This window comes from Mesorhizobium sp. PAMC28654 (genome assembly GCF_020616515.1).
GTDB lineage: Bacteria > Pseudomonadota > Alphaproteobacteria > Rhizobiales > Rhizobiaceae > Mesorhizobium.
Genome location: NZ_CP085135.1, coordinates 2,301,289 through 2,324,728 on the forward strand (window position 1 = coordinate 2,301,289; position 23,440 = coordinate 2,324,728).

General features: G+C 62.5%; 18 protein-coding genes and 2 pseudogenes. 14 read left to right on the forward strand and 6 right to left on the reverse strand.

Annotated elements, in window-relative coordinates; translation table 11 throughout:
- The first annotated feature begins 15 nt into the window (after nucleotides 1–15).
- Complete coding sequence (locus LGH82_RS11655; protein WP_227348626.1) at nucleotides 16–1,167, forward strand: efflux RND transporter periplasmic adaptor subunit; 1,152 nt, start codon at nucleotides 16–18, stop codon at nucleotides 1,165–1,167.
- Between the two features lie 43 nt (nucleotides 1,168–1,210).
- Here LGH82_RS11655 and LGH82_RS11660 read toward each other — a convergent pair whose 3' ends face one another.
- Nucleotides 1,211–2,116, reverse strand: coding sequence for a LysR substrate-binding domain-containing protein (locus tag LGH82_RS11660; protein WP_227348627.1), 906 nt, complete (start codon nucleotides 2,114–2,116; stop codon nucleotides 1,211–1,213).
- Nucleotides 2,117–2,219: 103 nt separating this feature from the next.
- Between LGH82_RS11660 and LGH82_RS11665 the strand changes: the two genes are divergently transcribed.
- The 12 genes and pseudogenes from LGH82_RS11665 to LGH82_RS11720 all read left to right on the forward strand — a co-directional run bounded on the left by LGH82_RS11665 (nucleotide 2,220) and on the right by LGH82_RS11720 (nucleotide 17,107).
- On the forward strand, nucleotides 2,220–3,008 hold the full coding sequence (locus tag LGH82_RS11665) for a 2OG-Fe(II) oxygenase (RefSeq protein ID WP_227348628.1): 789 nt from the start codon (nucleotides 2,220–2,222) through the stop codon (nucleotides 3,006–3,008).
- A gap of 141 nt (nucleotides 3,009–3,149) precedes the next feature.
- Entirely contained in the window at nucleotides 3,150–3,887 is a 738-nt protein-coding gene (locus tag LGH82_RS11670) for a GntR family transcriptional regulator (protein WP_227348629.1), read from the forward strand.
- Nucleotides 3,888–3,952: 65 nt separating this feature from the next.
- Nucleotides 3,953–5,059 carry a mandelate racemase/muconate lactonizing enzyme family protein gene (locus LGH82_RS11675; protein WP_227348630.1) on the forward strand — a complete coding sequence of 369 codons (1,107 nt, stop codon included), beginning with the start codon at nucleotides 3,953–3,955 and terminating at the stop codon, nucleotides 5,057–5,059.
- 1 nt (nucleotide 5,060) lies between these two features.
- Nucleotides 5,061–6,245, forward strand: coding sequence for a mandelate racemase/muconate lactonizing enzyme family protein (locus tag LGH82_RS11680; protein WP_227348631.1), 1,185 nt, complete (start codon nucleotides 5,061–5,063; stop codon nucleotides 6,243–6,245).
- 235 nt (nucleotides 6,246–6,480) lie between these two features.
- Nucleotides 6,481–8,145: an ABC transporter substrate-binding protein gene (locus LGH82_RS11685; protein WP_227348632.1), complete on the forward strand. Its 1,665-nt coding sequence runs from the start codon at nucleotides 6,481–6,483 to the stop codon at nucleotides 8,143–8,145.
- A gap of 71 nt (nucleotides 8,146–8,216) precedes the next feature.
- Nucleotides 8,217–9,170, forward strand: a complete 954-nt coding sequence (locus LGH82_RS11690) for an ABC transporter permease (RefSeq protein ID WP_227349557.1) — start codon at nucleotides 8,217–8,219, stop codon at nucleotides 9,168–9,170.
- Complete coding sequence (locus tag LGH82_RS11695) at nucleotides 9,167–10,045, forward strand: ABC transporter permease (RefSeq protein WP_227348633.1); 879 nt, start codon at nucleotides 9,167–9,169, stop codon at nucleotides 10,043–10,045. Before LGH82_RS11690 ends, LGH82_RS11695 begins: the two co-directional genes overlap by 4 nt.
- Nucleotides 10,038–12,078, forward strand: a pseudogene (locus LGH82_RS11700) (dipeptide ABC transporter ATP-binding protein). The gene LGH82_RS11695 and the pseudogene LGH82_RS11700 overlap by 8 nt, the downstream one beginning before the upstream one ends.
- A gap of 42 nt (nucleotides 12,079–12,120) precedes the next feature.
- Nucleotides 12,121–12,540: pseudogene (locus LGH82_RS11705) on the forward strand (DUF427 domain-containing protein); the annotation flags it as partial.
- 460 nt (nucleotides 12,541–13,000) lie between these two features.
- A complete protein-coding gene (locus LGH82_RS11710) occupies nucleotides 13,001–13,972 on the forward strand; it encodes an ABC transporter substrate-binding protein (RefSeq protein ID WP_227348635.1) in 972 nt (323 codons plus the stop codon).
- Nucleotides 13,973–14,048: 76 nt separating this feature from the next.
- Nucleotides 14,049–15,128, forward strand: a complete 1,080-nt coding sequence (locus tag LGH82_RS11715; protein WP_227348636.1) for a quaternary amine ABC transporter ATP-binding protein — start codon at nucleotides 14,049–14,051, stop codon at nucleotides 15,126–15,128.
- Nucleotides 15,125–17,107, forward strand: coding sequence for an ABC transporter permease (locus LGH82_RS11720; RefSeq protein WP_227348637.1), 1,983 nt, complete (start codon nucleotides 15,125–15,127; stop codon nucleotides 17,105–17,107). The genes LGH82_RS11715 and LGH82_RS11720 overlap by 4 nt, the downstream gene beginning before the upstream one ends.
- Before the next feature lie 15 nt (nucleotides 17,108–17,122).
- On the opposite strand, the gene LGH82_RS11725 is transcribed toward LGH82_RS11720, so the two are convergent.
- Nucleotides 17,123–18,481: an NAD(P)-binding domain-containing protein gene (locus LGH82_RS11725; protein WP_227348638.1), complete on the reverse strand. Its 1,359-nt coding sequence runs from the start codon at nucleotides 18,479–18,481 to the stop codon at nucleotides 17,123–17,125.
- Between the two features lie 261 nt (nucleotides 18,482–18,742).
- On the opposite strand from LGH82_RS11725, the gene LGH82_RS11730 reads away from it, so the two are divergent.
- Nucleotides 18,743–19,468 (forward strand): helix-turn-helix domain-containing protein, encoded by a 726-nt coding sequence (locus LGH82_RS11730; RefSeq protein ID WP_227348639.1) that lies wholly within the window; start codon nucleotides 18,743–18,745, stop codon nucleotides 19,466–19,468.
- Between the two features lie 52 nt (nucleotides 19,469–19,520).
- Here the strand turns inward: LGH82_RS11730 and LGH82_RS11735 are convergent, their stop codons facing one another.
- The 4 genes from LGH82_RS11735 to LGH82_RS11750 are packed head-to-tail and all read right to left on the reverse strand — an operon-like array spanning nucleotide 19,521 to nucleotide 23,304.
- Nucleotides 19,521–20,561, reverse strand: a complete 1,041-nt coding sequence (locus LGH82_RS11735) for a heme-dependent oxidative N-demethylase family protein (RefSeq protein WP_227348640.1) — start codon at nucleotides 20,559–20,561, stop codon at nucleotides 19,521–19,523.
- A 9-nt stretch (nucleotides 20,562–20,570) separates the two neighbouring features.
- The gene (locus LGH82_RS11740) at nucleotides 20,571–21,536 is read right to left on the reverse strand and encodes a PDR/VanB family oxidoreductase (RefSeq protein WP_227348641.1); all 966 of its coding nucleotides are present in this window, start codon (nucleotides 21,534–21,536) and stop codon (nucleotides 20,571–20,573) included.
- Nucleotides 21,533–22,129, reverse strand: a complete 597-nt coding sequence (locus LGH82_RS11745; protein ID WP_227348642.1) for a dimethylamine monooxygenase subunit DmmA family protein — start codon at nucleotides 22,127–22,129, stop codon at nucleotides 21,533–21,535. Before LGH82_RS11745 ends, LGH82_RS11740 begins: the two co-directional genes overlap by 4 nt.
- Nucleotides 22,130–22,170: 41 nt before the next feature.
- Nucleotides 22,171–23,304 carry an aminomethyltransferase family protein gene (locus LGH82_RS11750; protein ID WP_227348643.1) on the reverse strand — a complete coding sequence of 378 codons (1,134 nt, stop codon included), beginning with the start codon at nucleotides 23,302–23,304 and terminating at the stop codon, nucleotides 22,171–22,173.
- Nucleotides 23,305–23,440: the final 136 nt, after the last annotated feature.

Sequence of the window (23,440 nt, forward strand, 5' to 3'; positions counted from 1 at the left end):
GATTGGAGACTGATCATGCGTAAATGGAAAATCGCGTTGGGAACGGCCGTGGCACTGGGGGCGATCTCGGTGGCCAGCGTCCACCTGCTCGACATGGGCAATGTCAGCCTGAACGCGGGCACTGCAGGTGCCGCACCGGCACCGGCGGCCTTCGTCATGCCGGTGCCGGTGGTGAACGTCGTCAAGAAGACGATCCCGATCTATCTCGACTATGCCGCGCGCACCGAGCCTATCCGCAGCATCACGCTGCAGGCGCGTGTGCCAGGCTATCTCCAGGAGCAGAGTGCCGACGACGGCAGTGACGTCCGCCAAGGCGATCTTCTCTACAGGATTGCGCCGCAGGACTATCAGGCCGCTCTCGACCAGGCGAAGGCACAGGTGCAGCGCGACGCGGCGACGCTCGACTATGCCCGATCCAACCTTGGCCGCGGCACCGAACTGGCCAAGAGCGGATACATCGCCAAGGATGTGTTCGATCAGCGCACCAGCACCTTGCGCGAGGCAGAGGCGTCACTGGCGGTCAACCAGGCCGCCGTGCAGACCGCCGAGCTCAATCTGAGCTACGCCGAAATCCGTGCGCCCTTCACCGGGCGCATCGGCCGCAACCAGGCCTCCGTGGGGACACTGGTCAGTGTCGCCGGCACTGTCCTCAACACGCTTGTGCAGCTCGACCCCATCTACGTCACCTTCAATCCGAGCGAGACGGATCTGGCGCAGATAGAGCAAGCCAAGGCGGCGGGACCGATCGACGTTGATGTGCTGCTCCCCGGTGAAACGGAACCGACCCAGAAAGGCCAGCTCACCTTCATCGACAATACGGTCGACCACTCGACGGGCACGATCACCGCGCGGGCGACGATCGGCAACGGCAAGTTCACGCTGCTGCCGGGGCAATATGTCCGTGTGCGCTTGCACATCAGGCAGCAGCCTGACGCCCTGATGGTGCCGCAGACGGCGCTGGGCTCGAGCCAGCTTGGAAAATATCTCTATATCCTGGGCAAGGGCAACACGGTCGACCAACGCATGGTTTCGCTCGGGCCTACGAATGGCGACCAGGTGGCCATCCTGAGCGGCGTCTCCGAAGGCGACCAGGTGATCACGGGCAATCTGCAGAAGATCGGACCGGGAATGCCGGTCTCGCCACTCCCCCAAAAGCCGGCCACCTGACCTCCGCCGCAGGCTCGGCTTAAGAGGCGGCGCCCTTGACCTGTCAGGTCGGGGGCGCCGTTTTTGCGAGCAGTTCGACCAGGCCTACCACATCCGCGCGATCGGCCTTGGCCGGAGGGATGAAGGCGCAATAGGGGTGGCCGAGACGCACCGACACCGGCGAAAGTGCTACCAGGCGGCCCGCTTCGAGATCGGCGCGCGCCATCACCCGCTGGCCAAGTGCAATGCCCAGACCAAGCCGCGCCGAGGCAATCGCCAGGCTGGACAGACCTACGCGCCGTCCGTGCGAGGGATCGGGAGAGCGATTGCCTCCCGATGCCGAGAACCAGTCCGCCCATGTCGGATGCGAGGCATAATTCGGCCCCCAATTGGTGTGGATGAACATGCTCTCATGCACATCGGCAAGGTCGGCACCGTTGCCGTGCCTATGCCAGAATTCCGGCGAGCAGACCGGCAGCACGTCGTCATGGACGAGCCGGACCATCCGCAGCCCAGGATAATGGTAGTCGCCATAGCTGATGCGAAGGTCGACGCCCTGCCGCGCCAGATCGACAGGGTCGTCCTCGACGCGGACGTCGATCGCCATATGCGGAAAGGTGTCTAGGAGAACAGTCAGTCTCGGCGCGAGCCACAATTCGGCCAGTGAGAACGGCACGCTGACGACGAGACGCGTCCGCAAGCCGCCTTCCAGCATGCGCCGGCCGATCGCCGCGATATCGCCCAGCGCCCGCGCTGCCTGCGGGTAGATCGCGTGGCCGGCGTCCGTCAGCGTTATGCGATTGCCGTTGCGAACGAAGAGTTGCTTGTCGAACCAGGTTTCGAGATTGCGTATCTGCTGGCTGACCGCGGCCGACGAAACGCCGAGTTCCGTGGCGGCTAGCGTGAAGCTGCCAGTGCGAGCCGCGACCTCGAAGGTCTTGATCGCATTCAGCGGCGGAAGCCGGTCCATTCGGAGATCCAAAAGATTTTCTTTCGCAATCCTAATAATTTTCCGCGTTGAGAGAAAGATTTTTTTGCCGTCTCATATGCTCGAAACCTTGGAGCTTACGACGATGAAAGACATTATCGATCTCGACCGCTACCCGCTCGACCGCGAAGGCAGCGCTGAATGGAAGAGCCTCGTTGACAGTTCCATTGCCGCGCTCGAAGCCGACGGCATGTTCAATCTCGAGGAGTTCCTGCTGCCCGGCATTGCTGAAAAAGCGGTGCGGGAAATCCAGCCCGTCATGGCCACGCGATCGCACGTCCACAAGCGCCTGCACAACATCTACTTCAAGCCTGATATCCCGGAGCTTGCGCCTGATCACCCGGCGTTGCGCAAGGTCGAGACGATCAGCCACACGGTGTGCGCCGACCAGATTCCCGCCAGCGTCGTGCTCGCCATCTATGAATACGAACCATTGCTGCGCTTCCTGGCGGCGGCGATGGGGAAGACAAAGCTTCACGTCATGCAAGACCCGCTGGCACGCACCAATGTGATGGCCTATCGCGCCGGCGAAGCGCTGAACTGGCATTTCGATCGCTCTGAATTCACCACCACCCTGCTGCTGCAGCGGTCAGAGCGCGGTGGCGATCTTGAGTACCGGACGGACCTCAGGTCGGACGACAATCCCAACTATGATGGTGTCGCCAAATTGCTGGAAGGGCGTGACCCCGAGGCCAAGATACACCGGATGAAGCCGGGCACGTTGAACGTCTTCCGCGGCAAGAACACCGCGCACCGCGTCACCACCGTCGAGGGCGAGCGCGAGCGCATGATCGCGGTGTTTTCCTACTACGAGAAGCCCGGTGTGATGTTCAGCGCCGAGGAACGGGTCGGCTTCTACGGCCGAGCGGCGTGACGCTCGGCGCGACCGTTGGGCGAGTTTGGTCGACTGAAACACGTCACGTCGAGCGATAGAAAGCGAGAATCTCTAAGAAGGGTCTTGTTAGATTGTCGACAATCTGCTTGTCTTGCTTTCGGTTCCCTTTGGAGTGGCCCGATGGCAAAGGCGGATTTCAGTCCGATTGCTGACACGACGCGACGCGCCGAGATTGTGGCGCTGCTGCGGCGCGCGATCCTGACCGGGCAGTTGGAGCCAGGACAGAAGCTCAACGAACTCAGGATTTCCGAGCAGATGCGGGTCAGCCGCGCGCCCTTGCGCGAGGCGATGCGCGAACTGGTGCAGGAAGGCATCCTCACCAGCATTCCCTATGCCGGCACCTTCGTCATCGGCGTGACGGCGAAGGATATCGCTGATGCCTATTCGCTCAACAAAGTGCTCGACGAGTTCGCCATCGAGCTTACCTGGCCGCTTCGCGACCAGCGTTTTCTCGATGAGGTCGATCGACGGCATGAGGCCGTGAAGCAGGCGACGCGCGACCTCGACACCACCCGCCAGATCGAAACAGCGCTGCAATTGCACGGCCTGATCCATGAATGGGCCGACAATTCGGTGCTGCTGGAGACTTGGCAACGCCTGACCACCCGGCTGCAGATGTATTTCGCGCTGCATCAGCGAGCGCGCAATGAGCCGGTCCCTGCCGAAGACGTGCACGAGCAGTATGTGCGGCTGCTGAAAGGCGACGACATGCGCGCCGCCCAGCGCCACGCACGCGCACATATCGAACTCGATTACGAAGAACTGCTCGCCTATGCGCGCGGCCTTGAACAGCGGACGTCCGAGGGCGGCAAGGCCGATCGTGCGGCGTCAACGCGCAACCGGCAGAGAGGCACCTAACCGCCGGCAGCAGACATCAAGGCAATATCCAGAATTCAGACCATTCCAGACAACGGAAAACCAACGTGCAGATCGAAACCATAAAAGCCTATCATGTCGTGCAACCCTTCGTGGACGGACCCTACCGGATGTCCAAGGGGCGTGTCGCCGACTGCTTCGACGCCGTGATCGTCGCCATAACGTCGAATAGCGGTGTGACCGGCTGGGGTGAGATGGCGCCGCTCGGCAATTTCTACTCGGCGGCTTTTCCCGCCGGCGTCCGCGCCGGTGTGGTGGAAATCGCGCCGCATCTCATCGGCCACGATCCGCGCGGACTGGCCAGCATCGGCCGGCTGATGGACACGGTGTTCAAGGGCCATCCCTACATCAAGTCGGCGCTCGACATGGCCTGCTGGGATCTTGCCGCACGCGCCGCCGACGTGCCGCTGGTCACCATGCTTGGCGGCAGGGAAAGCGACACGGCAGAGCTCTACAAGGTCGTCACGCATGGCAGCGTCGACGCCATGGCCGCGCTGGCGAAGCGGATCGTCACCGACGGTTTCCACCGCCTGCAGGTCAAGGTCGGCGGCAATGTCAATGACGACATCGAACGTGTGACGGCGGTCGCCGCGTCTGTGCCCAAGGGCACCGTGATCTTCTGCGACGCCAATGCCGGCTGGACAGCCTATCAGGCGCGCCAGTTCGCCGATGCGACGCGGGCCATCGACTATACGTTTGAGCAGCCCTGCACGACGATCGACGAAAACATGTCGGTGCGTCGTTCGCTCGACAAGCCGATGGTGCTCGACGAATCCGTCCAGTCGCTGGACGATATGCTGGAGATTCATCGCAAGGGCGCGGCCGACGGGCTGACGCTGAAGATCTCGCGGCTCGGCGGCGTGACGAAGACACGGCTGATCCGCGATGTCGCCGTCGACCTCGGCTTCATGATCACGGTCGAGGATACGGGCGGCGCCGAGATCGACACCGCCGCCATGGCGCATCTGTCGCTGTCGACGCCGGAGGAGCGCCGGCTGCACGCCATTGCCTTCCATGAATGGGTGACGGTGCGCACGGCATCGAACATGCCGCCGGTCACCGGCAGCCGCATGGGCATTCCGGATGGACCGGGCCTCGGCATCGACGTCCTTCCCGATTTGCTTGGCGCCCCCTTCTTCGAGATCGGTGGCTGAGATGAAGATACGCAGCATCACCGCCACGCCGATCAACCTGCGGCTTGAAGCACCCTATGCGTGGGTGTTCGGCGAACTCGACGGATTTTCACCGACCATCGTCGAGGTCGAGACCGAGGATGGCTTGATCGGTCTCGGTGAGGCGCCGACATGGGCGGCGGCCGCGATCATCAACGATGTTCTCGCCCAACGCCTGGTCGGCCGCGACGCCTTCGACATCGCCGGCGCCGAGAATGTCTGCCTGCCCTATTGGACCGGCGTGCAATCGATCAACGACCGCACGCGCATCATGGCCTTCGGCGCCATCGAGATGGCTCTCTGGGACCTGCGCGGCAAGGCGTGGAACCAGCCGCTCTACCAGTTGCTCGGCGGCGCCGTGCGCAAGGAAATTCCGTTCACCGACTATTTTTCGCTGCGCGGCGACGGGCCGAAGGTCAAGGGCGAAACCACGCCGGAAGAAGTCGCCGACTATTGCGTCGAAATGCACGAGACACACGGCACGACCTTCTTCGAAGGCAAATTTTCGACCGAAGACCCCAGGATTTCGCTGAAAATGGTCGAGTTGATCCGCGAAAAACTCGGCGACGATGCGATGATCCGGATCGATTCCAACCAGGCCTATTCGCTCAGCACCGCGCGGCGGCTGGCGCGGCCGCTGGAAGACCTTGGCGTGCGCAACTGGGAGGACCCGGTGGCGACCATCGAGGAGATGCGCGAACTGCGCCGCCACTGCTCGATCCCGTTTTCGACCCACAACATCGACATTGCCCGCGCCATGGAAACCAAGGTGCCTGACGCGTTCGTCGGCAACCCGACCGCGCATGGCGGCATCGGGCGCATGCTACGTTTCGTCGGTGCCTGCGAGCACGCCGGCATCGATTTCTGGTGCTACAGCGGCGACAGCGGCATCGGCAGCGCCGCCTACCTGCATCTGTGCGCGGCACTGGGTTGGATCAGGGAGCCGAACCAGTCGCTGTTTCGAATGCTGCCGATGGACGTCACCGAGGAAGGGCCGTTCTCGCCTAGGAACAATGTCGTGAGGGTGCCGGAAGGCCCCGGCCTCGGCGTCACGTTGTCGCGGGAAAACCTCGCGGCCTGTCACAGAGACTTTACCGAGAAAGGACCGTGCAACAAGTATCATGACCCGGCAAAGCCCGGGACTTATCGCCGTTTGCCGCTGAACTAGATGATGACGCGCGGCCAAGAGACGAGAAGCCAACCACCACGACTTCGGTCGGGAAGGTCGGACACGGACAGGTAAAAGCGATGCAGCCAAGAATCCGACACATCCAGTCCAAGGACTGATGGACCGGGCAAAACCGCATGCTACAGTCCTGGTCGACAAACCGAATTGGCGACCGGGATACGGAGAACATCCACGGAATTCGTCAACCACAAAAACAGGGGAAAGGGTTAAACCCATGAGCAAAGACTACCGCATTCTCGACTTCATCCGCCGCAGCCGCACGCCGCACGAAAACCACCTGATCGACGGCCTTGTTGACGGTCGCGTCAGCCGCCGCGACTTCATCCGTCACGGCAGCCTGCTCGGCCTGTCACTGCCGCTTCTGGGCGGCATCACCACGGCCGCCGGCCTTGGTGGCATGCCGTCACTCGCCCGCGCCCAGGGTGCCCCCGGCGCCACGATCCGCGTCGCCAGCAGCGTGCCTGCCGCAGCGATCGATCCGGTAACCATCGCCGATGCCGGTGGCCTGCTTGTCATGCAGCAGGTCGCCGAGTTCCTTTGCGTCGACGGCCCCGACCTCGTGCTGCAGCCGGCGCTCGCCGAGAGCTGGAAGCCGAACGACAATGGCACCGTGTGGACCTTCAAGCTGCGCAAGGGCGTCAAATTCCACAGCGGCGGCGAAATGAAGGCCGAGGACGTGGTGGCCAGCATCGACCGCCTCGCCGATCCGGCGAACTCATCCAACGCGCTGTCGGTGTTCACCGGCATCCTGTCGAAGGGCGCCAGCAAGAAGGTGGACGACTACACGGTGGAATTCCACCTCGACGCGCCGAACGGCAACTTCCCCTACATGCTGTCGTCGGACAACTACAACGCCGTCATCATCCCGGCGAGCTACAAGGGCGATTACGAGAAGAGCTTCGACGGCACCGGACCGTTCAAGATCGAGAAATACACGCCAAAGGTCGGCGCGTCCTTCGTTCGCAACGAGGACTATTGGGGACCGAAGGCTCTGCCGGATCGCACCGAATTCACCTTCTTCGCCGACATGCAGCCGCAGATCCTGGCGCTGCAGGGCGGGCAGGTCGACATTATCAACCAGATGCCGGTGCTGGCTGGCGTGGCGCTGCTCAACGATCCGAACATCAATATCATCAGCCTGAAGTCTTCAGCGCACCAGCAGTTGCATCTGCGCTGCGATGACGGCCCGCTGAAGGATGCGCGGGTGCGCCGCGCCATCGCGCTCAGCCTCGACCGCGACAAGCTGGTCGCCGGACTGATGAAGGGCCGGGCTACAGCGGGCAATGACAGTCCGTTCGCCGCGGTCTATCCTTCGACCGATGCGAGCGTGCCGCAGCGCAAGCGGGATATCGCGCAGGCCAAGCAGCTCATGGAAGCAGCCGGCGCCGGCAAGGGCTTCAAGATGACGCTGACAACCGAGCGCTATCTGGAAATCCCCGAATACGCCCAGCTCATCCAGAACTGGGTCAAGGAAATCGGCATCGAGCTCGACCTCAACATCCTCGACCAGAGCGCCTATTATGGAGATGCCGTGTTCGGCAAATCGAACTGGCTGGATTCGGTGATGGGCATCACCGACTACGGTCACCGCGGCGTGCCGAATGTCTATCTGGCGGCACCGCTGAAGAGCGAAGGCACCTGGAACGCGGCGCACTTCAAGAACAAGGACTACGACACGCTGGCGACCAGCTACATCGCGGCACTCGATCTCGAGGCGCAGAAGGCGACGGCAGGCAAGATCCAGAACCTGCTGCTCGAGGAAACGCCGGTGATCTTCGGCTATTTCTACGACTACCTGACGGCGACGGCGAAAGGTGTCGCAGGCATCCAGCCGACGGCGATGTCGCAGTTGTTCCTCGACAAGGCATCGAAGGCCTGAGCGAAAAGGGAAAGCCAATCCTCTAACAGCCAGCTCCCTCATGGGGGCTGGCTTCACAAGGAGTCTTAGCCATTCTCTCCTTCTTTGCACGGCGTGTGTCGCTGTCGCTGGTTACGTTGTTCCTGCTCAGCATCATGGTGTTTCTGGGCGGCCAGGTGCTGCCTGGCAATGTCGGACGCGCCATACTGGGCCCGTTTGCCGACCAGCGCGCGGTTGACGCACTCAATCACACGCTCGGCGTCGATCGTCCGCTGCTCACTCAATATGTGAGCTGGATCTGGAACTTCGTGCAGGGCGACATGGGCACGTCCTACATCTTCCGCTCGCCTGTCGCACCATTCGTCATCGACGCGCTGGGCAATTCGATGAAGCTGGCGGCGGTCGCCTTCGTCCTGGTGGTGCCGATCGGCATTCTCGGCGGCGTCATTGCCGCGCTCAATCTCAACCGGCCGCTCGACCGCATCATCAGCCTCGGCGGCCTGTCGGTGACGGTGTTGCCGGAATTCGTCACCGGCATCATCCTGATCCTGATTTTTGGCGTCTGGCTGCGCTGGCTGCCGATATCAGCGGCATGGCCGCACGATGCCGGCTTCTTCACCCAGCTCTACTACCTCATCCTGCCTTCGCTGCCGCTGTTCCTGGTGCTGTTCGGCTACATCGCCCGGATGGCGCGCTCCGGCATGATCGAGGCGCTCGATTCCGACTACACACGAACAGCGGTGCTCAAGGGCCTGCCTTGGCGAACCGTGATCTGGCGTCATGTGCTGCGCAATGCGCTGCTGCCGACCATCACTGTCATTGCCACGCAGACTGGCTATCTCATCGGCGGCCTCGTCGTCATCGAGACGCTGTTTCGTTACCAGGGCATCGGCTCGCTGATCTTCACCGCCGCGCGCGGCAAGGATTTCCCGATGCTGGAATCGGGGATCCTCACCATTGGCATCGTCTACGCGGTGGCGACATTGATCGCCGATTTCCTCTATTCCGTGCTCAATCCGCGTATCCGGCTGGGGTCAGAACAATGAGCGCCGTGCCAACCACCTCTCCGCCACAAGACGACACGCGACGGCACGGCCCGCTGGCCGAGGTGGTGTTTTCACTGCTGCGCTCCGGCACCTTCCTTGTCGGTTTCGCCATCGTGCTGTTCTGGGTTGCCTGCGCGCTGTTCGGCGAGCACTTTGCCCCCTACGACCCGCTCGCAGACGACATCATCAACGCGCTATCGCCGCCTTCGGCCGAACACTGGTTCGGCACGGACCAGATCGGCCGCGACGTCTTTTCGCGTGTCATAGTCGGCTCGCGCGACATCCTGACCGTCGCCCCGCTGGCAACCTTGCTGGCGACGGTGGCCGGCACCGCACTCGGCCTGCTCACCGGCTATTTTCGCGGCATCGTCGACGATGTCGTCAGCCGCATCCTCGAAGCCTTCATGGCGATCCCGGTGGTCATCGTCGCGCTGCTCGCCATCGTGGCGCTCGGCACCTCCAAGACGACGGTCATCATCGTCATTGGCCTGAGCTTCGCGCCGATCATCGCGCGCACCGTGCGCTCGGCGGTGCTGGCCGAGCGTGAGCTCGACTATGTCGCGGCGGCACAACTTCGGCACGAGAGTGCCGTGCATACGATGTTCGTCGAGATCCTGCCCAACGTCATTCCGCCGATCCTCGTCGAAACCACCGTGCGGCTCGGCTATGCCATCTTCGCGGTCGCCACGCTCTCCTTCATGGGGTTCGGCATCCAGCCACCCTCGCCTGACTGGGGGCTCTCGATCTCCAACAATTACGGCATGATCGGCGGCGGCTTCTGGTGGACGGTGCTGTTCGATGCGCTCGCCATCGCCTCGCTGGTGATCGGCGTCAACCTGGCTGCCGACGGCGTTCATGGAGCGCTCAATGACTAAGCCCGCCAAGGCGCAAAACGCGCTCGAACTGAACGATCTGTCGGTCGCCTACCGTGTCGCCGGCCGCAATCGGGCGGTGCTGCGCAACCTCAGCCTCACGATCGGCCAGGGCGAAGCCTATGGGCTGGTCGGCGAATCCGGCTGCGGCAAATCCACCGTCGCGCTCACCGTCGTGCGCTATCTGCCCAGAAACGGCTCGATCACCGGCGGCGCGATCTCGCTCGACGGCAAGGACGTCATGAAACTGGACGGCGAGGCCTTGCGACGCGCCCGCGCCGAAAGCGTCTCGATGGTCTACCAGGATCCGGGCAAGGCACTGAACCCGTCGATCCGCATCGGCCGTCAGCTGACCGAAATCTTCGAGCTTGGCGGCATAAATGGTCAGGCCGCCGAGGACCGTGCGATCGCTATGCTGAACCGCGTGCGCATCTCCGATCCAAAGAGCGTCATGCAGCGCTATCCGCACCAGCTTTCGGGCGGCATGCAGCAGCGCGTGGCGATTGCCATGGCGTTGGCCAACGACCCCTCGATGCTGATCCTCGACGAGCCGACCACCGGGCTTGATGCGACGGTGGAGGCCGAGGTGCTCGACCTCATCGCGCAGCTCAGGCAGGAACTGTCTGCGTCGATCCTGTTCATCAGCCACAATCTCGCGGTCGTCTCCAACATGTGCGACCGGGTTGGCGTGCTCTACGCCGGCATGCTGGTGGAGGAAGGGCCGACGGATGTCGTGTTCAACGATCCGCGCCATCCCTATACGGTGGCGCTGCTGCGCTGCCTGCCGCGCGGCGGACAGCGCAAGGACCAGGGCCGCCTCGACACCATTCCGGGGTTTCTGCCGGGCATTGGTGTGGCTATCAAGGGCTGCGCCTTCGCCGACCGCTGTGCCTTGGCCGACGACCGCTGCCGCACCGAATTGCCGCCGCTCTATGATCTGAGTGACGAGCGCGGGAAGCGCTTGTCACGCTGCTTCCATCACGACAAGGCGCAATCGCTGCCACGCGACACCGAGCGAGGTGGCGACGCCGCCAAAGGTGGCAGCAACGCCCGTGTTGCGTGTCGCGGGGCTGAACAAGACCTATGCCAGCCATGGCCATCCCTTGCGCGCCGTCAAGGATGTCTCACTTGATCTGCGGCCCGGCGAGACGCTGGGGCTGGTCGGCGAATCCGGCAGCGGCAAGACGACTTTCGCCAGGCTGCTGCTTGGCCTTGTGACGCCCGATGATGGCGGCACCATCGAACTCGAGGGCAAGGCACTGGCGCCGAAGCTGGAGAACCGCGGCGACGATCAGGTCAAGGCGATGCAGATCGTCTTCCAGAACCCGGATTCGGCACTCAACCGCTCGCATTCGATCCGCCACATCCTCGGCCGCGCATTGAGGCGGCTGGCCGGCCTCTCCGGCAAGGCGCAGCAGGCGCGCCTCGACGACCTCGTCCGCTCGGTACGCCTCACCGAACGGCATCTGGCCGTCAAGCCACGGCAGCTCTCAGGCGGGCTGAAACAGCGCGTCGCCATTGCGCGTGCCTTCGCCGGTGATCCCCGCATCGTCGTCTGCGACGAGCCGACCTCGGCGCTTGACGTCTCCGTGCAGGCGGCGATCCTCAACCTGCTTGCCGACCTGCAACAAAAGGAAGACGTCAGCTACATCTTCATCTCGCACGATCTTGGCGTCGTGCGTTACCTCTCCGACAAGATCGCAGTGCTCTATCTCGGCCGCATCATGGAGATCGGACCATCGGAAGACGTCTTCTCCGGACCGCATCATCCCTATACCGAAGCACTGCTGTCGGCCGTGCCAAAACTCGACCAGACCGAGACCGCGCGCATTCGTCTCGACGGCGAAATTCCCAGCGCCACCAACCCGCCATCGGGCTGCGTCTTCCACACACGCTGCCCGCGCAAGATCGGCCCGATCTGCGAGCAGCAGGAGCCGCCGCTGGCCGAGGCGCAGCCTGGTCATTCAATCCGCTGCCACATCCCATATGCGGAGCTCGCGAGGTTGCAGAAGGGGCTCGCGACCGAGCCGGCATAACGAGTATCGCCATGGATTCTCGTGCGGCCTGGCCGGTCACACGAGGAGATCTTCGTCCACGCTCGTGATCCGTTACGCCGGGTCGACTGCCTGTCGTCCTCGCGGGGGGTGCAGGTCATTCTCGACGGCGAGCAGGTCGCCGATTCTCGGCGTGGCGTGTTCCTGTTCGAGACCGGCCATACGGTGCGCCACTGCCTGCCGATCTCCGACACTCGGCTCGATATGTTCGCGCCCAGCCGCTACATCTCGCGCTGCCCTTGCAAGGGCATCTCCAACTACTACCATGTGACGACGGCCACCAAGCGCCACGAGAACCTGGTCTGGTACTATCCCTAGCCGGTCCATGAAGCAGAACGCATCAAGGGCCTTGTATGCTTCCATCACGAGCTGGTCGACAAGATCATCGTCGACGGCGTCGAAATACCGAAGGAAGCCACGGCCGCATCGGACGGTTATTTTTGAGCATATAGGTCGCGGCCCAACGGTTGTTTCCGGTCCACACTGGGGGCCAATCGACATAACCCAAGTCCAGGCCCGAGATTCTACAATCGACATGGCATTAGCCGTTGCGCGACATAAACGTTGGTATATATAATTTCATCTCATGAAAATGGCTTCGGCGGTCGCGTTATTTGCCAAAGCTGCAGCCGAGATCATGGGACATTGATGGCTCGCGGATTTCAGAGCACGGCAAAGCCGACCGACCAGCGGATTACTGCCTTGGCAGTGATCCATCGGCAGTCATGACGCCGGCCCCTCCGGCACAACATCGTCATCACGGAACTGAGCACCACTTCGCTTGCACGGATCTGAGCCGCGCTTGGAGAGCTGGCGCCAATGAGCTTGCGCAAACATCAGTCATAACAAAACAAAAAACGCAGGACGGGAACGAACGATAACCCCAGCTTGAAGGAGAACAAGCATGTCAATTCGAAGCCATCTATCGAAATTATCCATCGGCGCTTTCGCGCTCGCCGCCAGCCTGTCGATGTCGGCCGCTCATGCCGCGGCACCCGAATCCAACGACCCGATCAAGATCGCGCTGTTCGACTGGACCAGCGTCAACCTCAACGCCAGGATACTTGGCGGCATCCTGGAAAAACTCGGCTACACGGTCGAATATCCGACCGCCGACTACCTCTCCAGCCTGACCACAGGCCTCACCAATGGCGATCTCGATGTCGGAATGGAATTCTGGGATACGACCGCCGGCGAAGCCATGAAGGCATCCGATGCGACCGGGCAGACCGAACGCCTTGGCAAGCTCGGCCCCAAGGCCAAGGAGGAGTGGTGGTTTCCCGAGTACATGAAGGAGAAATGCCCGGGCTTGCCCAACTGGGAAGCGCTGAAGGACCCGAAATGCGCCGCGGCCTTCTCGACCGCGGAGACGGCACCCAAGGGTCGTTATCTCGGCGGCCCGGTGACCTGGGAAGGTTTTGACGACGAGCGTGTCGAGGCGCTGAAGCTGCCCTTCACCGTCATCCATGCCGGCACCGATGCGGCGATGTTCGCGGAACTCGATTCAGCCTACCAGCGCAAGGCGCCGATCATGCTGTGGATCTATTCGCCGCACTGGGCGCCGGCCAAGTACAAGGGCGAATGGGTTGAATTCCCCGAATATACGCCCGAGTGCTACAACGACCCGAAATGGGGCGTGAATCCCGACGCCAAATATGACTGCGGCAAGCCGCATGGCGAGATCTGGAAATACTCCTGGTCCGGCATGAAGGACAAATGGCCTGTCGCCTACAAGGTGGCGAAGAACTACACGATCGATACCGACGAGCTCAACAAGATGAGCGGCGAGGTCGATCTCGACGGCAAGAAGCCGGAAGACGTCGCCGCCGCCTGGATCGCCGCGCACGAGGCCGACTGGAAAACCTGGGCCGAGTAGTCGTTCCCGACTGGAAATTGCGGGACCTGGCCCTTAGCGGCCGGGTCTCTATCCCATATTCCAGAAGGACGATCGAATGACGGACGAGACTGAACAGGCGCCTGAAGCAGCGGGCAAGGATGCCCGCCCGGTCAAGCTTGCCTGTCGAAATGTATGGAAACTGTTCGGATCGAACGCGGCCAATTTCATCCGCCAGCGCGACGGCAAGGCAAGCGCGGCCGACGTCGCGGCTGCGGGGCTGGTCGGTGCGGTGCGCGCCGTCGATCTCGAAATCCGCCAGGGCGAGATCTTCATCATCATGGGCCTGTCCGGTTCCGGCAAGTCGACGCTGGTGCGCTGCATGTCCAGGCTGGTCGAGCCGACCCATGGCACGGTTGAATTCGAAGGCAAGGACCTGCTCAAGATTTCAGATGCCGCGCTGATCGAGTTGCGGCGCCACCGGATGGGCATGGTGTTCCAGAACTTTGCGCTGCTGCCGCATCTCAACGTGCTCGACAACATCGCCTTTCCGCTGAGCATCCAGGGACAGGACCGGGCGACGCGCGAGGCACGGGCGCGCGAAGTGATCGAACTCGTCGGCCTGCGAGGCCGCGAGCATTTCTATCCGCGCGAGCTTTCCGGCGGCCAGCAGCAGCGTGTCGGCATCGCCCGCAGCCTGGCGACAAAACCGGAAATCTGGTTTCTCGACGAGCCATTCTCGGCGCTCGATCCGCTGATCCGCCGCGAGATGCAGGACGAGTTGATGCGGCTGCAGACAATGCTGCACAAGACCATCGTCTTCATCACCCATGATTTCGACGAGGCGATCCGGCTGGCGGACCGCGTCGCCATCATGAAGGACGGCGAAGTCATCCAGATCGGCACGCCGGAACAACTGGTGGTCCATCCGGCGACCGACTATGTCGCCGAATTCACCCGCGACGTCGACCGCGCCAAGGTGATCTCGGCGCGCAGCCTGATGCGTGCCTGCAAAGGCTCGGAGCATGGCGGCACGGTGGCGCCGGATGCCAAGATCGCCAGCTTCTCAGCTGGTATCGTTGCGGCAGGCAAGCCCTTCGCGGTGGTCAACGGCACCGGCAAGCCGATCGGCGAGGTGACGCCGCAAGCGGTGATTGATCTTCTGGCCGGCATTGATCGGCGGAGGGCCGGCGCATGACGGTGACGGCAAGCGCCAGCGAAGCAAGATCGCGTCCGGCCCAGACCTGGCTGCTGGTCTGGGCCCTGGCGCTTGCGGCTGTGCTGGTCGTGTTCCTGCTGCAAGATCGCCTGCCCTGGGCGGTGAACTATCCGGCCAATGCGATCGTGCCTGTCGCCGACTGGGTCAGCGCGTTGATGGGCTGGATCAAGTCGAACCTGTCGTGGCTGACCCGTTCGATCACCGCGGTGCTCGGCGTACCGCTCGACTTCGCGCTCAATCTCCTGGCCAAGAACTTCAAGATCGGTCACGGCGCGGACGCCTATATCCTGCCACGCCTCTCCTGGGTCGGGGTGTGCGCCGTCGCCTTCCTCGCCGGACATGCCGCCGGCGGCCGCAAGCTCGGCATGCTGGTTGGCGGTTGTTTCCTCTACATCGCGCTGTTCGGCCAATGGACGAGCGCGATGCTGACGCTGGCGCTGATCTCCATCGCGGTGCCGTTCTGCATCGTCACCGGGCTGTTCGCCGGCATCTGGGCATGGCGCAAGCCGTGGGCCGAAAGGCTTGTCGTCTCCCCAGCGCTTGACCTGATGCAGACAATCCCGACCTTCGCCTATCTGATCCCGATGCTGCTGCTGTTCGGCAACAGCCCGGTGTCGGCAATGATCGCAACCGCGATCTTCGCCACGCCGCCGATGGTGCGGGCAACGATGCTCGGCCTGTCGCGGGTGCCGACCGAGATCGACGATTTCAGCGAGATGGCCGGGTGCACCGCGCGGCAGAAACTGTGGCGGGTATTGCTGCCCTCGGCACGGCCGACGCTGATGGTCGGCGTCAACCAGGTCATCATGCTGGCGCTGAACATGGTGATCATCGCCTCGATGATCGGCGCCGGCGGCCTCGGCTACGACGTGCTCCTGGCCTTGCGCGCGCTGAAGGTCGGCGAGGCGATGGAAGCCGGCCTAGCCATTGTCGCGCTCGCCATCGCGCTCGACCGGCTGAGCCAGGCCATCGCGCGCAAGCAGGCAAAGGGCCATGTCCATCAGGAAGTGAGCCCGAGCATCTGGCGGCGCTACCCCACGCTGACGCTGGCCATCGCCATACTTGCCACCACCACGCTGCTTGGCCTGTTCATGCCAGCCTTCGCGGCTGTGCCGAAAGCAATCACCTTCACCACCGCGCCGCTGTGGAAGGCGGCGGTGAACTGGGTGACGATCAACTTCTTCGACACGATCGAAGCGTTTCGCGTGGCGCTGATACTCAACGTGCTGAACCCGCTGCGCGCCTTCTGCGAGGGGTTTCCGTGGCTGGGCGCGGTGTTCCTGCTTGGCCTTGCCGGCTATCAGCTCTCGGGACTGCGCCTGGCTGCCCTTGTCGCCGGATTGACCGCTTTTTGCGCTGTCACCGGACTGTGGGAAAAGACCATGGCGACGGTCTATCTGTGCGGTATCTCCGCCTTCATCGCCTGCCTGATCGGCATTCCGATCGGGCTGATGGCCGCGCGCGGCGACCGCTTCGAGAAAATCGTCACGCCGATCATCGACACGCTGCAGGTGCTGCCCTCCTTCTGCTTCATCATTCCAGTGGTGATGCTGTTTCGGGTCGGCGACGTCACCGCCATGATCGCCACCGTCGCGTTCGCCGTGGTGCCCGCGATCCGCTACACCAATCACGGCATCCGGCAGGTGCCGCCAGCGTTGATCGAGGCTGCAAAAGTTTCGGGCTGCACGCCGCGCCAGACCTTCTTTCGCGTGCAGTTGCCGCTGGCGCTGCCGGAAATCATGCTCGGCGTCAACCAGACGATCCTGATGGCGCTGGCGATGATCATCATCTGCGCCATGGTCGGCACGCGCGATCTTGGCCAGGAAGTGTTCATCGCGCTGTCCAAGGCCGATTCCGGCCGTGGCATTGTCGCGGGCCTCGCCATCGCCTTCATCGGCATCGTCGCCGACCGGCTGTTCAACGCCTGGACGGCGAAGGCGCGGGCGAGGCTGGGGTAGTCCGAAGCGCGACGGCTACTCCGCCGCCACGCCTTTGACTTCCAGATAGCTCTCCATCGAGTCGTCCAGCGCCTGCAGCCAGGGCGTGTGGTGCAGCGGCGCCATGGTGCCGGTCATCAGCGAGCGGTAGGCGTGGTCGCGGAAGCTCATGATGTCTTCCATCTTGTGGTGTTCCCACTCCATGAAGGTCTGGTTGACCGCCTCGACGTCGAAGCCCGGATAGTCGGTCTGCTCCATCAATTCCTTGGTATAGTCGCCCTGGAACCAGATCATCTGCTCGGCATCCTCAAGCGTTTCCTCACGCGCGCGCCATTTCGCACCGTGCGCGGCCATCGCCTCGGCCGACGGCAGCTTGATGCGGCCCATGATGACGTCGCGGGCGAACCAGGCCTGCGCGTCGAACATGTTGAAGGTGTAGAACTGGTCCTGCATGCCGATGAAGGACAGCTTCTGGTTCTTCTCCCAGACGACGCCCTCATAGAGTCCGTCCGGCCACATGCGATTGGCGGTCTTGAGCTTCAGATCCTCGGTGAGGAACGGGAAGGAATGCAGATAGCCGGTGCACAGGATGATCGCGTCGACATCCTTGGTGGTGCCATCCTTGAAATGGGCGGTCTTGCCGACGACCTTCTGCAGCAGCGGCACCTCTTTCCAGTTCTCCGGCCATTTGAAGCCCATCGGCTTGGAGCGATAGCTGGAGGTGATCGATTTGGCGCCGTATTTGTAGCATTGCGAGCCAATGTCCTCGGCCGAATAGGAGCGGCCGATGATCAGGATGTCCTTGCCCTTGAACTCCATCGCATCGCGGAAATCGTGGCTATGCAGGATGCGGCCATTGAAGGTCGAGAAACCTTCGAAATAAGGCACGTTCGGCACCGAGAAATGCCCAGAGGCGACCACGACATTGTCGAACTCTTCCGAATAGGTGACGTCATTGGTGCGGTCATGCGCGGTGACGGTGAATTTCTTCGTCTCTTCCGAGAACGTCACCATGCGCACCGGGCTGTTGAAACGCACCCATTTGCGCAGGCCCGACTTCTCGACGCGGCCCTTGATGTAATCCCACAGCACGGCGCGCGGCGGATAGGAGCCGATCGGCCGGCCGAAATGCTCCTCGAAAGTATAGTCGGCGAATTCCAGACATTCCTTCGGTCCGTTCGACCAGAGGTAGCGGTACATCGAGCCGTGCACGGGATCGCCATGCTCATCGAGGCCGGTGCGCCAGGTGTAGTTCCACAGGCCGCCCCAGTCGGACTGCTTCTCGAAGCAGACGATCTCTGGAATGTCGGCGCCCTTGTCGGCCGCCGACTTGAAGGCTCTGAGCTGTGCCAGACCGGACGGTCCGGCTCCGATGACGGCAACGCGAGTTTTCATTGCAGGCCTCCTATTTTTTTGATTTCCCCAGCGAAACAAATTTCACTGACAGGACAGTAATTGGCCCTTCGGTGCTGTCAACCGACATCTGAGGGAACTGCATTCGCGCGCGGTGGATTCCTGGCGAAAAACCCGCGGCGGCTGCAATCACCGGCCTGGCGCGTGCGACATAAGATGGCTTGCCGTCGCTGTTGCGCTCCTGTACCGGCACCGAATATGTTCACCTTGGGTGAAATGAATCTTCAGGGTTCGGGGGCCGAGATGGCGACGAAAATTTCCGATACCAAGGCTGGTGCCGGCCCTGCTGGCGCAAAGGCAAAGCCATTGCCAAAGCTCTCGGCGGACGGAAAAACCATTCGCGCGCCTTTGACGCAAAACCCGCACGCCATTCGCGACACGCGCGAAAAAGTGCTGGAGGTGGCGATCGGCCGCGAGGTGCGGGCGTTCCGCAAGAAGCTCGGCATCACCGTCGCCGATCTTGCCGTTGCCACCGACATTTCGCTGGGCATGCTATCGAAGATCGAGAACGGCATCACCTCGCCGTCGCTGACCACATTGCAAGCGCTGTCCCGTGCGCTGGGCGTCCCGGTGACCGCCTTCTTCCGCCGCTTCGAGGAGGAGCGCAGCGCCGTCTTCGTTAAGGCCGGCGAAGGTCTCGATGTCGATCGCCGAGGCACGCGCGCCGGCCACCAGTACAATCTGCTCGGCCATATCGGCTCCAACACCAGCGGTGTCGTCGTCGAACCCTACCTGATCACGCTGACCGAAGACTCGGATGTGTTTCCGACCTTCCAGCACGAGGGCATGGAATTCCTCTACATGCTTGAAGGCGAGGTCGTTTATCGGCACGGCAACAACCTATACCCGATGAAGCCCGGCGACAGCCTGTTCTTCGACGCCGACGCGCCGCACGGACCGGAAGTGCTAACGCAACTGCCGATGCGATACCTGTCGATCATCTGCTATCCGCAGAACAGCGCGGGTTGAGTTGGCCAATCTCCCCCCTCGTGGGGGAGATCGGCAGCTTCGCGGGCCTTGCTCAGTCCGGCCCAAACCCCGAACTCGTCGCACTCCCATCATCCAGCTTCGACAGCCACTCCACCAATGTGGGACGAAAGCGCGTCAGGCCCTTGTAGTTGGCGAGTTCGTCGGGGAGATCGCGGATGACGCGGTGCAGGCGCCGCGCCCATTTCGGCTGCGTCACCAGCTCGTCCATCTTGATCAGGTAGCAGCGGATCGGGAACACGATGCCGTTCGAGCGCGGCAGCCGCCAGAAGCTCTGCAATTCGACGCGCAGATGCACCTTGTCGCCGACATTCTCGGGCGTGACCGTCGCCCGGTCCGGTCCCCATTTGTGATAATTCTCCGGGCTGGTGTCGAGGCGCGGATTGACGGTCATCGTCCAGTTCAGGCGCCGTGCCGGCTTGCCTTGCTGGATGTTGGTGAGGAATTTCAGGGCGCGTGTGAAAATGCCCTTCTCATGCGCCAGTGGCACTGGTGCATGCCACTCGAAGAAGTTCATGCCGATGTCGAAATCGAGCGACCAGTCGGCCTGGGTGGTGACCATGCCGGCATCCATCCAAAGATTGCCGTCGCGCTGGTCGAGGATGCAGAAGTCGCCCTGGCTCTGCCGGGTGATGTATTCCATCGGCCCGTAAGGCAGGGTCGAGGTGTCGCCAAAGGTGAAAGTGTCGTCGATGCCAAGCGGCCGATTGATCCAGCGCCAGCGGTCGCCGTCGCGGGTCAGGGTGAAATGCTCGGGATAGCCAAGCGCCTGCTGCTCCATCAGGAGTTCGAGAAGATCCCAGCCGGCCAGTGTCATGTGTGGCAGCGACTGGCAGCGCAGCGGATCCTCGGCCAGCACCAGCGCGCGGTCCTGCATCTCGGCAACATAGTGCTCGTCGACGTCGATCAGGTTTTCCAGCACGCTGCCCTTCGGGCCGACGACATGCGGCTCGATGTTGACCGCGTACATGTAGGCGTCTTCGTGGAACGGAAACGGGAACCGCCGGATGTGCTCCGGGCTGTTCCTGAAGGTGAAGTCGTCGCGGAACGTTTCCTTGCGAAAGGTGATTCCCAAGCTCGCCTCCTATCTTTCCAAGACCAGCGATTTGCCCTCGAAGCGCGACACGCACGGCATGATCTTGCAGCCGGAACGGTGGTCTTCCTCGCTCAGCCAGTGGTCGTTGTGGATGAACTTTCCGTCGTATGAGATGACATTGGTTTCGCACTGGCCGCAGACGCCACCACGGCAGAGATAGGGCGGATCGACGCCGGCCGCCTCGATCGCCTCAAGCAGGCTTTGCTGCTCGCCGACGCGGATCGTCTTGCCGCTGACGGCCAGCGTCACATCGAATGGTAGCCCAGGCTGGGGTGCCGCGAAATGCTCGAAATGCACGGTTTCCGCAGGCCAACCCAAGGCAGCGGCGCGGTCCCGCACCCAGCCGATCATGCCGGCGGGGCCGCAGACATAGAGATGCGTGCCGAGCGGCTGCGTCGACAAGAGCCGGTCGAGATCGATGCGCTCCTCGCGGTCGTCATGATAGAGCCTGATCCGGCGGTCGTAGCGCTCCCGCAGCACATCGGCATAGGTGCCGAGCGAGGCGGTACGGCAAGTGTAGTGCAGTTCGAAATTGCCACCCTCCCCCGCCAGTTGCGCGGTCTGCGCCATGAACGGGGTGATGCCGATGCCGCCGGCCAGCATCAGATGCTTTTTGGCGCGCAGATCAAGCGAGAACAAATTGACCGGGTAGCTGATCACCATCTCCAGCCCGGGCCTGACATTCCGGTGCATGAACAGCGAGCCGCCGCGCCCGACATCATCGCGCCGCACCGAGATCGTGTACTCGCGCGTATCGAGCGGCGAGCCCATCAGCGAATAGGGATTAAGCCTTGTGCGCTGGCCATCACGCATTTCAACTACGACATGCGCGCCGCCAGAAAAAGTCGGTAGAAGATCCCCGTCGCGCCGGCGGAAATGGAAGCGGGTGACGAGGTCGTTGACCGGGACAACGTCGCTGACCACGACATCAAGCTTGGTGGTGCCGGTGCTCATGGGAAGGCCTCCTCGATCGGAGGAATTTCGCTGCGGTCCTCGGCATTGATGCACACACCCTGGAAGGCCGCGATGCGCCTGGAATAATGATCGCGCACCAGAAGCAGCAGGCCGCAATGGACGCAGGTCGCCGGCTGAGTCGTCACGTTTTCGGTGATGCCCTTGCAGTGGACGCACTGCATGCGCCGCGCCAGCGAGCCGCGATGCTCGGTCTGGATCGAGGTGTGGTCGATGCCGGCTTCAAGTGCTGCCTGCATCGCCTGGCCGATCAGCCCCTCGGTGCCCGAGAGATAGACGCGCAGCCCCATATGTGCGTTGGCCAGCGTCTGTTTCAGGCGCGGCAAGGCGCTGGCGAAGGTATGACCCTGGTAGAGCCGAGCCGGCCTGAGCGCTTCGAGCGTCGCGACATGTTTGCCGTCATGGCCGGGTATGAAGATGATATGGGCATCGCCGAAGAAGCCAGCGGGCGCCCCGGCGGCCATATCTGAAATCGCCAGCGCCCCCTCCGCATCGGCCACGAACAGATGGTGTTTGCCGGGCTGCGGAGAGAGCGTTCCGTAGACGGGCCGGCTGATGATGCTTTTGGCTGCCATTTAAGTCTTCGTGCCTCGAACCCTTCGCCGTTGACTATGCCTCAGCCTTTCGCCGTGCGCTTGGTCTTCTTGGGATCGTCGAACGGCAATGGCTGCGCCGTGGCCTTGATCGATCCACTCTTGTTGCGGATCTCGAGCTTGGTGCCCTGAACGGCGCAGTCGACGTCGAGCCGGGCGATGCCCATCGATTTCTCGACCAGCGGCGAATACATGGCACAGGTCACCACGCCGACCTTCTTGCCGTCCCGATGCACCGGTGCGCCTTCGTCCGCCGGCTCCTTGCCGTCGAGCAGCACGCCAAAAATCTTGAAGCGCTCCTTGCCCTTGAGGCGGTAGTGCTCCTCCGCGCCTCGGAAACCGGTCTTGCCGGGGCTGACGGTGAAGTCGAGGCCGAGTTCCCACAGCGTGTCGCCGGGACCTTCGCTCTCGAACGGGTACTTTTGCGAATTGTCATAGGGATAGAACAGCAGGTAGCTTTCGACGCGCAGCATGTCGAGCGTGGTGAAGCGGCAGGGGATGATGCCGTCAACCTTGCCGTCATCGAGAATGGTATCCCATATCTTGGGAGCGTCCTGGCCACGACAGAATATCTCGTAGCCGCGTTCACCGGTGTAGCCGGTGCGCGAAATCATCACCGGCAGGCCGAACAGTTGGGTCTGCATATGATGGAAATAGTTGAGGTCGCGGATGCCGGGCACATGCTTGGCGAGATAGTCGACGGCGCGCGGACCCTGCAGGGACAGGTCGTGCAGATTGTCGTCGAACCGGATGGAAACGTCGCGGCCGATCGAGGCGCGCGTCAGTTCCTCATGACCAGATCCCGAACCATGAACAACCATCCAGGAATTGGTGGAGATGCGGTAGATGACGCAGTCGTCGGTGAATTTGCCGGCCTCGTTCAGCATGCAGGCATAGACGGACTTGCCGGGGTAGATCTTCTCGACGTCACGCGTGGTCGCCAGATCGATGACATGCGAGGCATGCGGCCCGGTGATATGGACCTTCTTCAAACCGGACACGTCCATCAGTCCGGCCTTGGTGCGGATGGCGACGTATTCCTCGTCGGCGTCCTTGTCGTAGGTCCAGGCGGTCCCCATGCCGCTCCAGTCTTCGAGTTTCGAACCGAGTGCGCGATGGCGGTCCGCCAAGGTCGAAAATCTCCAGGATGCCGTCATCCGTCGTCCTCCGTTCGAAAATCCTGCTGTTCCCTGCTCCTTTGCCCGGAGGCCGGAGCTTTGATTGAATATTGAGCGCAAACGAGGGGGGGCCGCAATCCCCTTAAAGCAAATAATTTCATTGTCAGGCAAAAAT

What these genes read in the sequence shown, in the direction of transcription:
- LGH82_RS11655 (WP_227348626.1), top strand. Translation starts at nt 16, where the DNA reads ATGCGTAAATGGAAAATCGCGTTGGGAACGGCCGTGGCACTGGGGGCG.
- LGH82_RS11660 (WP_227348627.1), bottom strand. Translation starts at nt 2,116, where the DNA reads ATGGACCGGCTTCCGCCGCTGAATGCGATCAAGACCTTCGAGGTCGCG.
- LGH82_RS11665 (WP_227348628.1), top strand. Translation starts at nt 2,220, where the DNA reads ATGAAAGACATTATCGATCTCGACCGCTACCCGCTCGACCGCGAAGGC.
- LGH82_RS11670 (WP_227348629.1), top strand. Translation starts at nt 3,150, where the DNA reads ATGGCAAAGGCGGATTTCAGTCCGATTGCTGACACGACGCGACGCGCC.
- LGH82_RS11680 (WP_227348631.1), top strand. Translation starts at nt 5,061, where the DNA reads ATGAAGATACGCAGCATCACCGCCACGCCGATCAACCTGCGGCTTGAA.
- LGH82_RS11685 (WP_227348632.1), top strand. Translation starts at nt 6,481, where the DNA reads ATGAGCAAAGACTACCGCATTCTCGACTTCATCCGCCGCAGCCGCACG.
- LGH82_RS11695 (WP_227348633.1), top strand. Translation starts at nt 9,167, where the DNA reads ATGAGCGCCGTGCCAACCACCTCTCCGCCACAAGACGACACGCGACGG.
- LGH82_RS11710 (WP_227348635.1), top strand. Translation starts at nt 13,001, where the DNA reads ATGTCAATTCGAAGCCATCTATCGAAATTATCCATCGGCGCTTTCGCG.
- LGH82_RS11715 (WP_227348636.1), top strand. Translation starts at nt 14,049, where the DNA reads ATGACGGACGAGACTGAACAGGCGCCTGAAGCAGCGGGCAAGGATGCC.
- LGH82_RS11720 (WP_227348637.1), top strand. Translation starts at nt 15,125, where the DNA reads ATGACGGTGACGGCAAGCGCCAGCGAAGCAAGATCGCGTCCGGCCCAG.
- LGH82_RS11725 (WP_227348638.1), bottom strand. Translation starts at nt 18,481, where the DNA reads ATGAAAACTCGCGTTGCCGTCATCGGAGCCGGACCGTCCGGTCTGGCA.
- LGH82_RS11730 (WP_227348639.1), top strand. Translation starts at nt 18,743, where the DNA reads ATGGCGACGAAAATTTCCGATACCAAGGCTGGTGCCGGCCCTGCTGGC.
- LGH82_RS11740 (WP_227348641.1), bottom strand. Translation starts at nt 21,536, where the DNA reads ATGAGCACCGGCACCACCAAGCTTGATGTCGTGGTCAGCGACGTTGTC.
- LGH82_RS11745 (WP_227348642.1), bottom strand. Translation starts at nt 22,129, where the DNA reads ATGGCAGCCAAAAGCATCATCAGCCGGCCCGTCTACGGAACGCTCTCT.
- LGH82_RS11750 (WP_227348643.1), bottom strand. Translation starts at nt 23,304, where the DNA reads ATGACGGCATCCTGGAGATTTTCGACCTTGGCGGACCGCCATCGCGCA.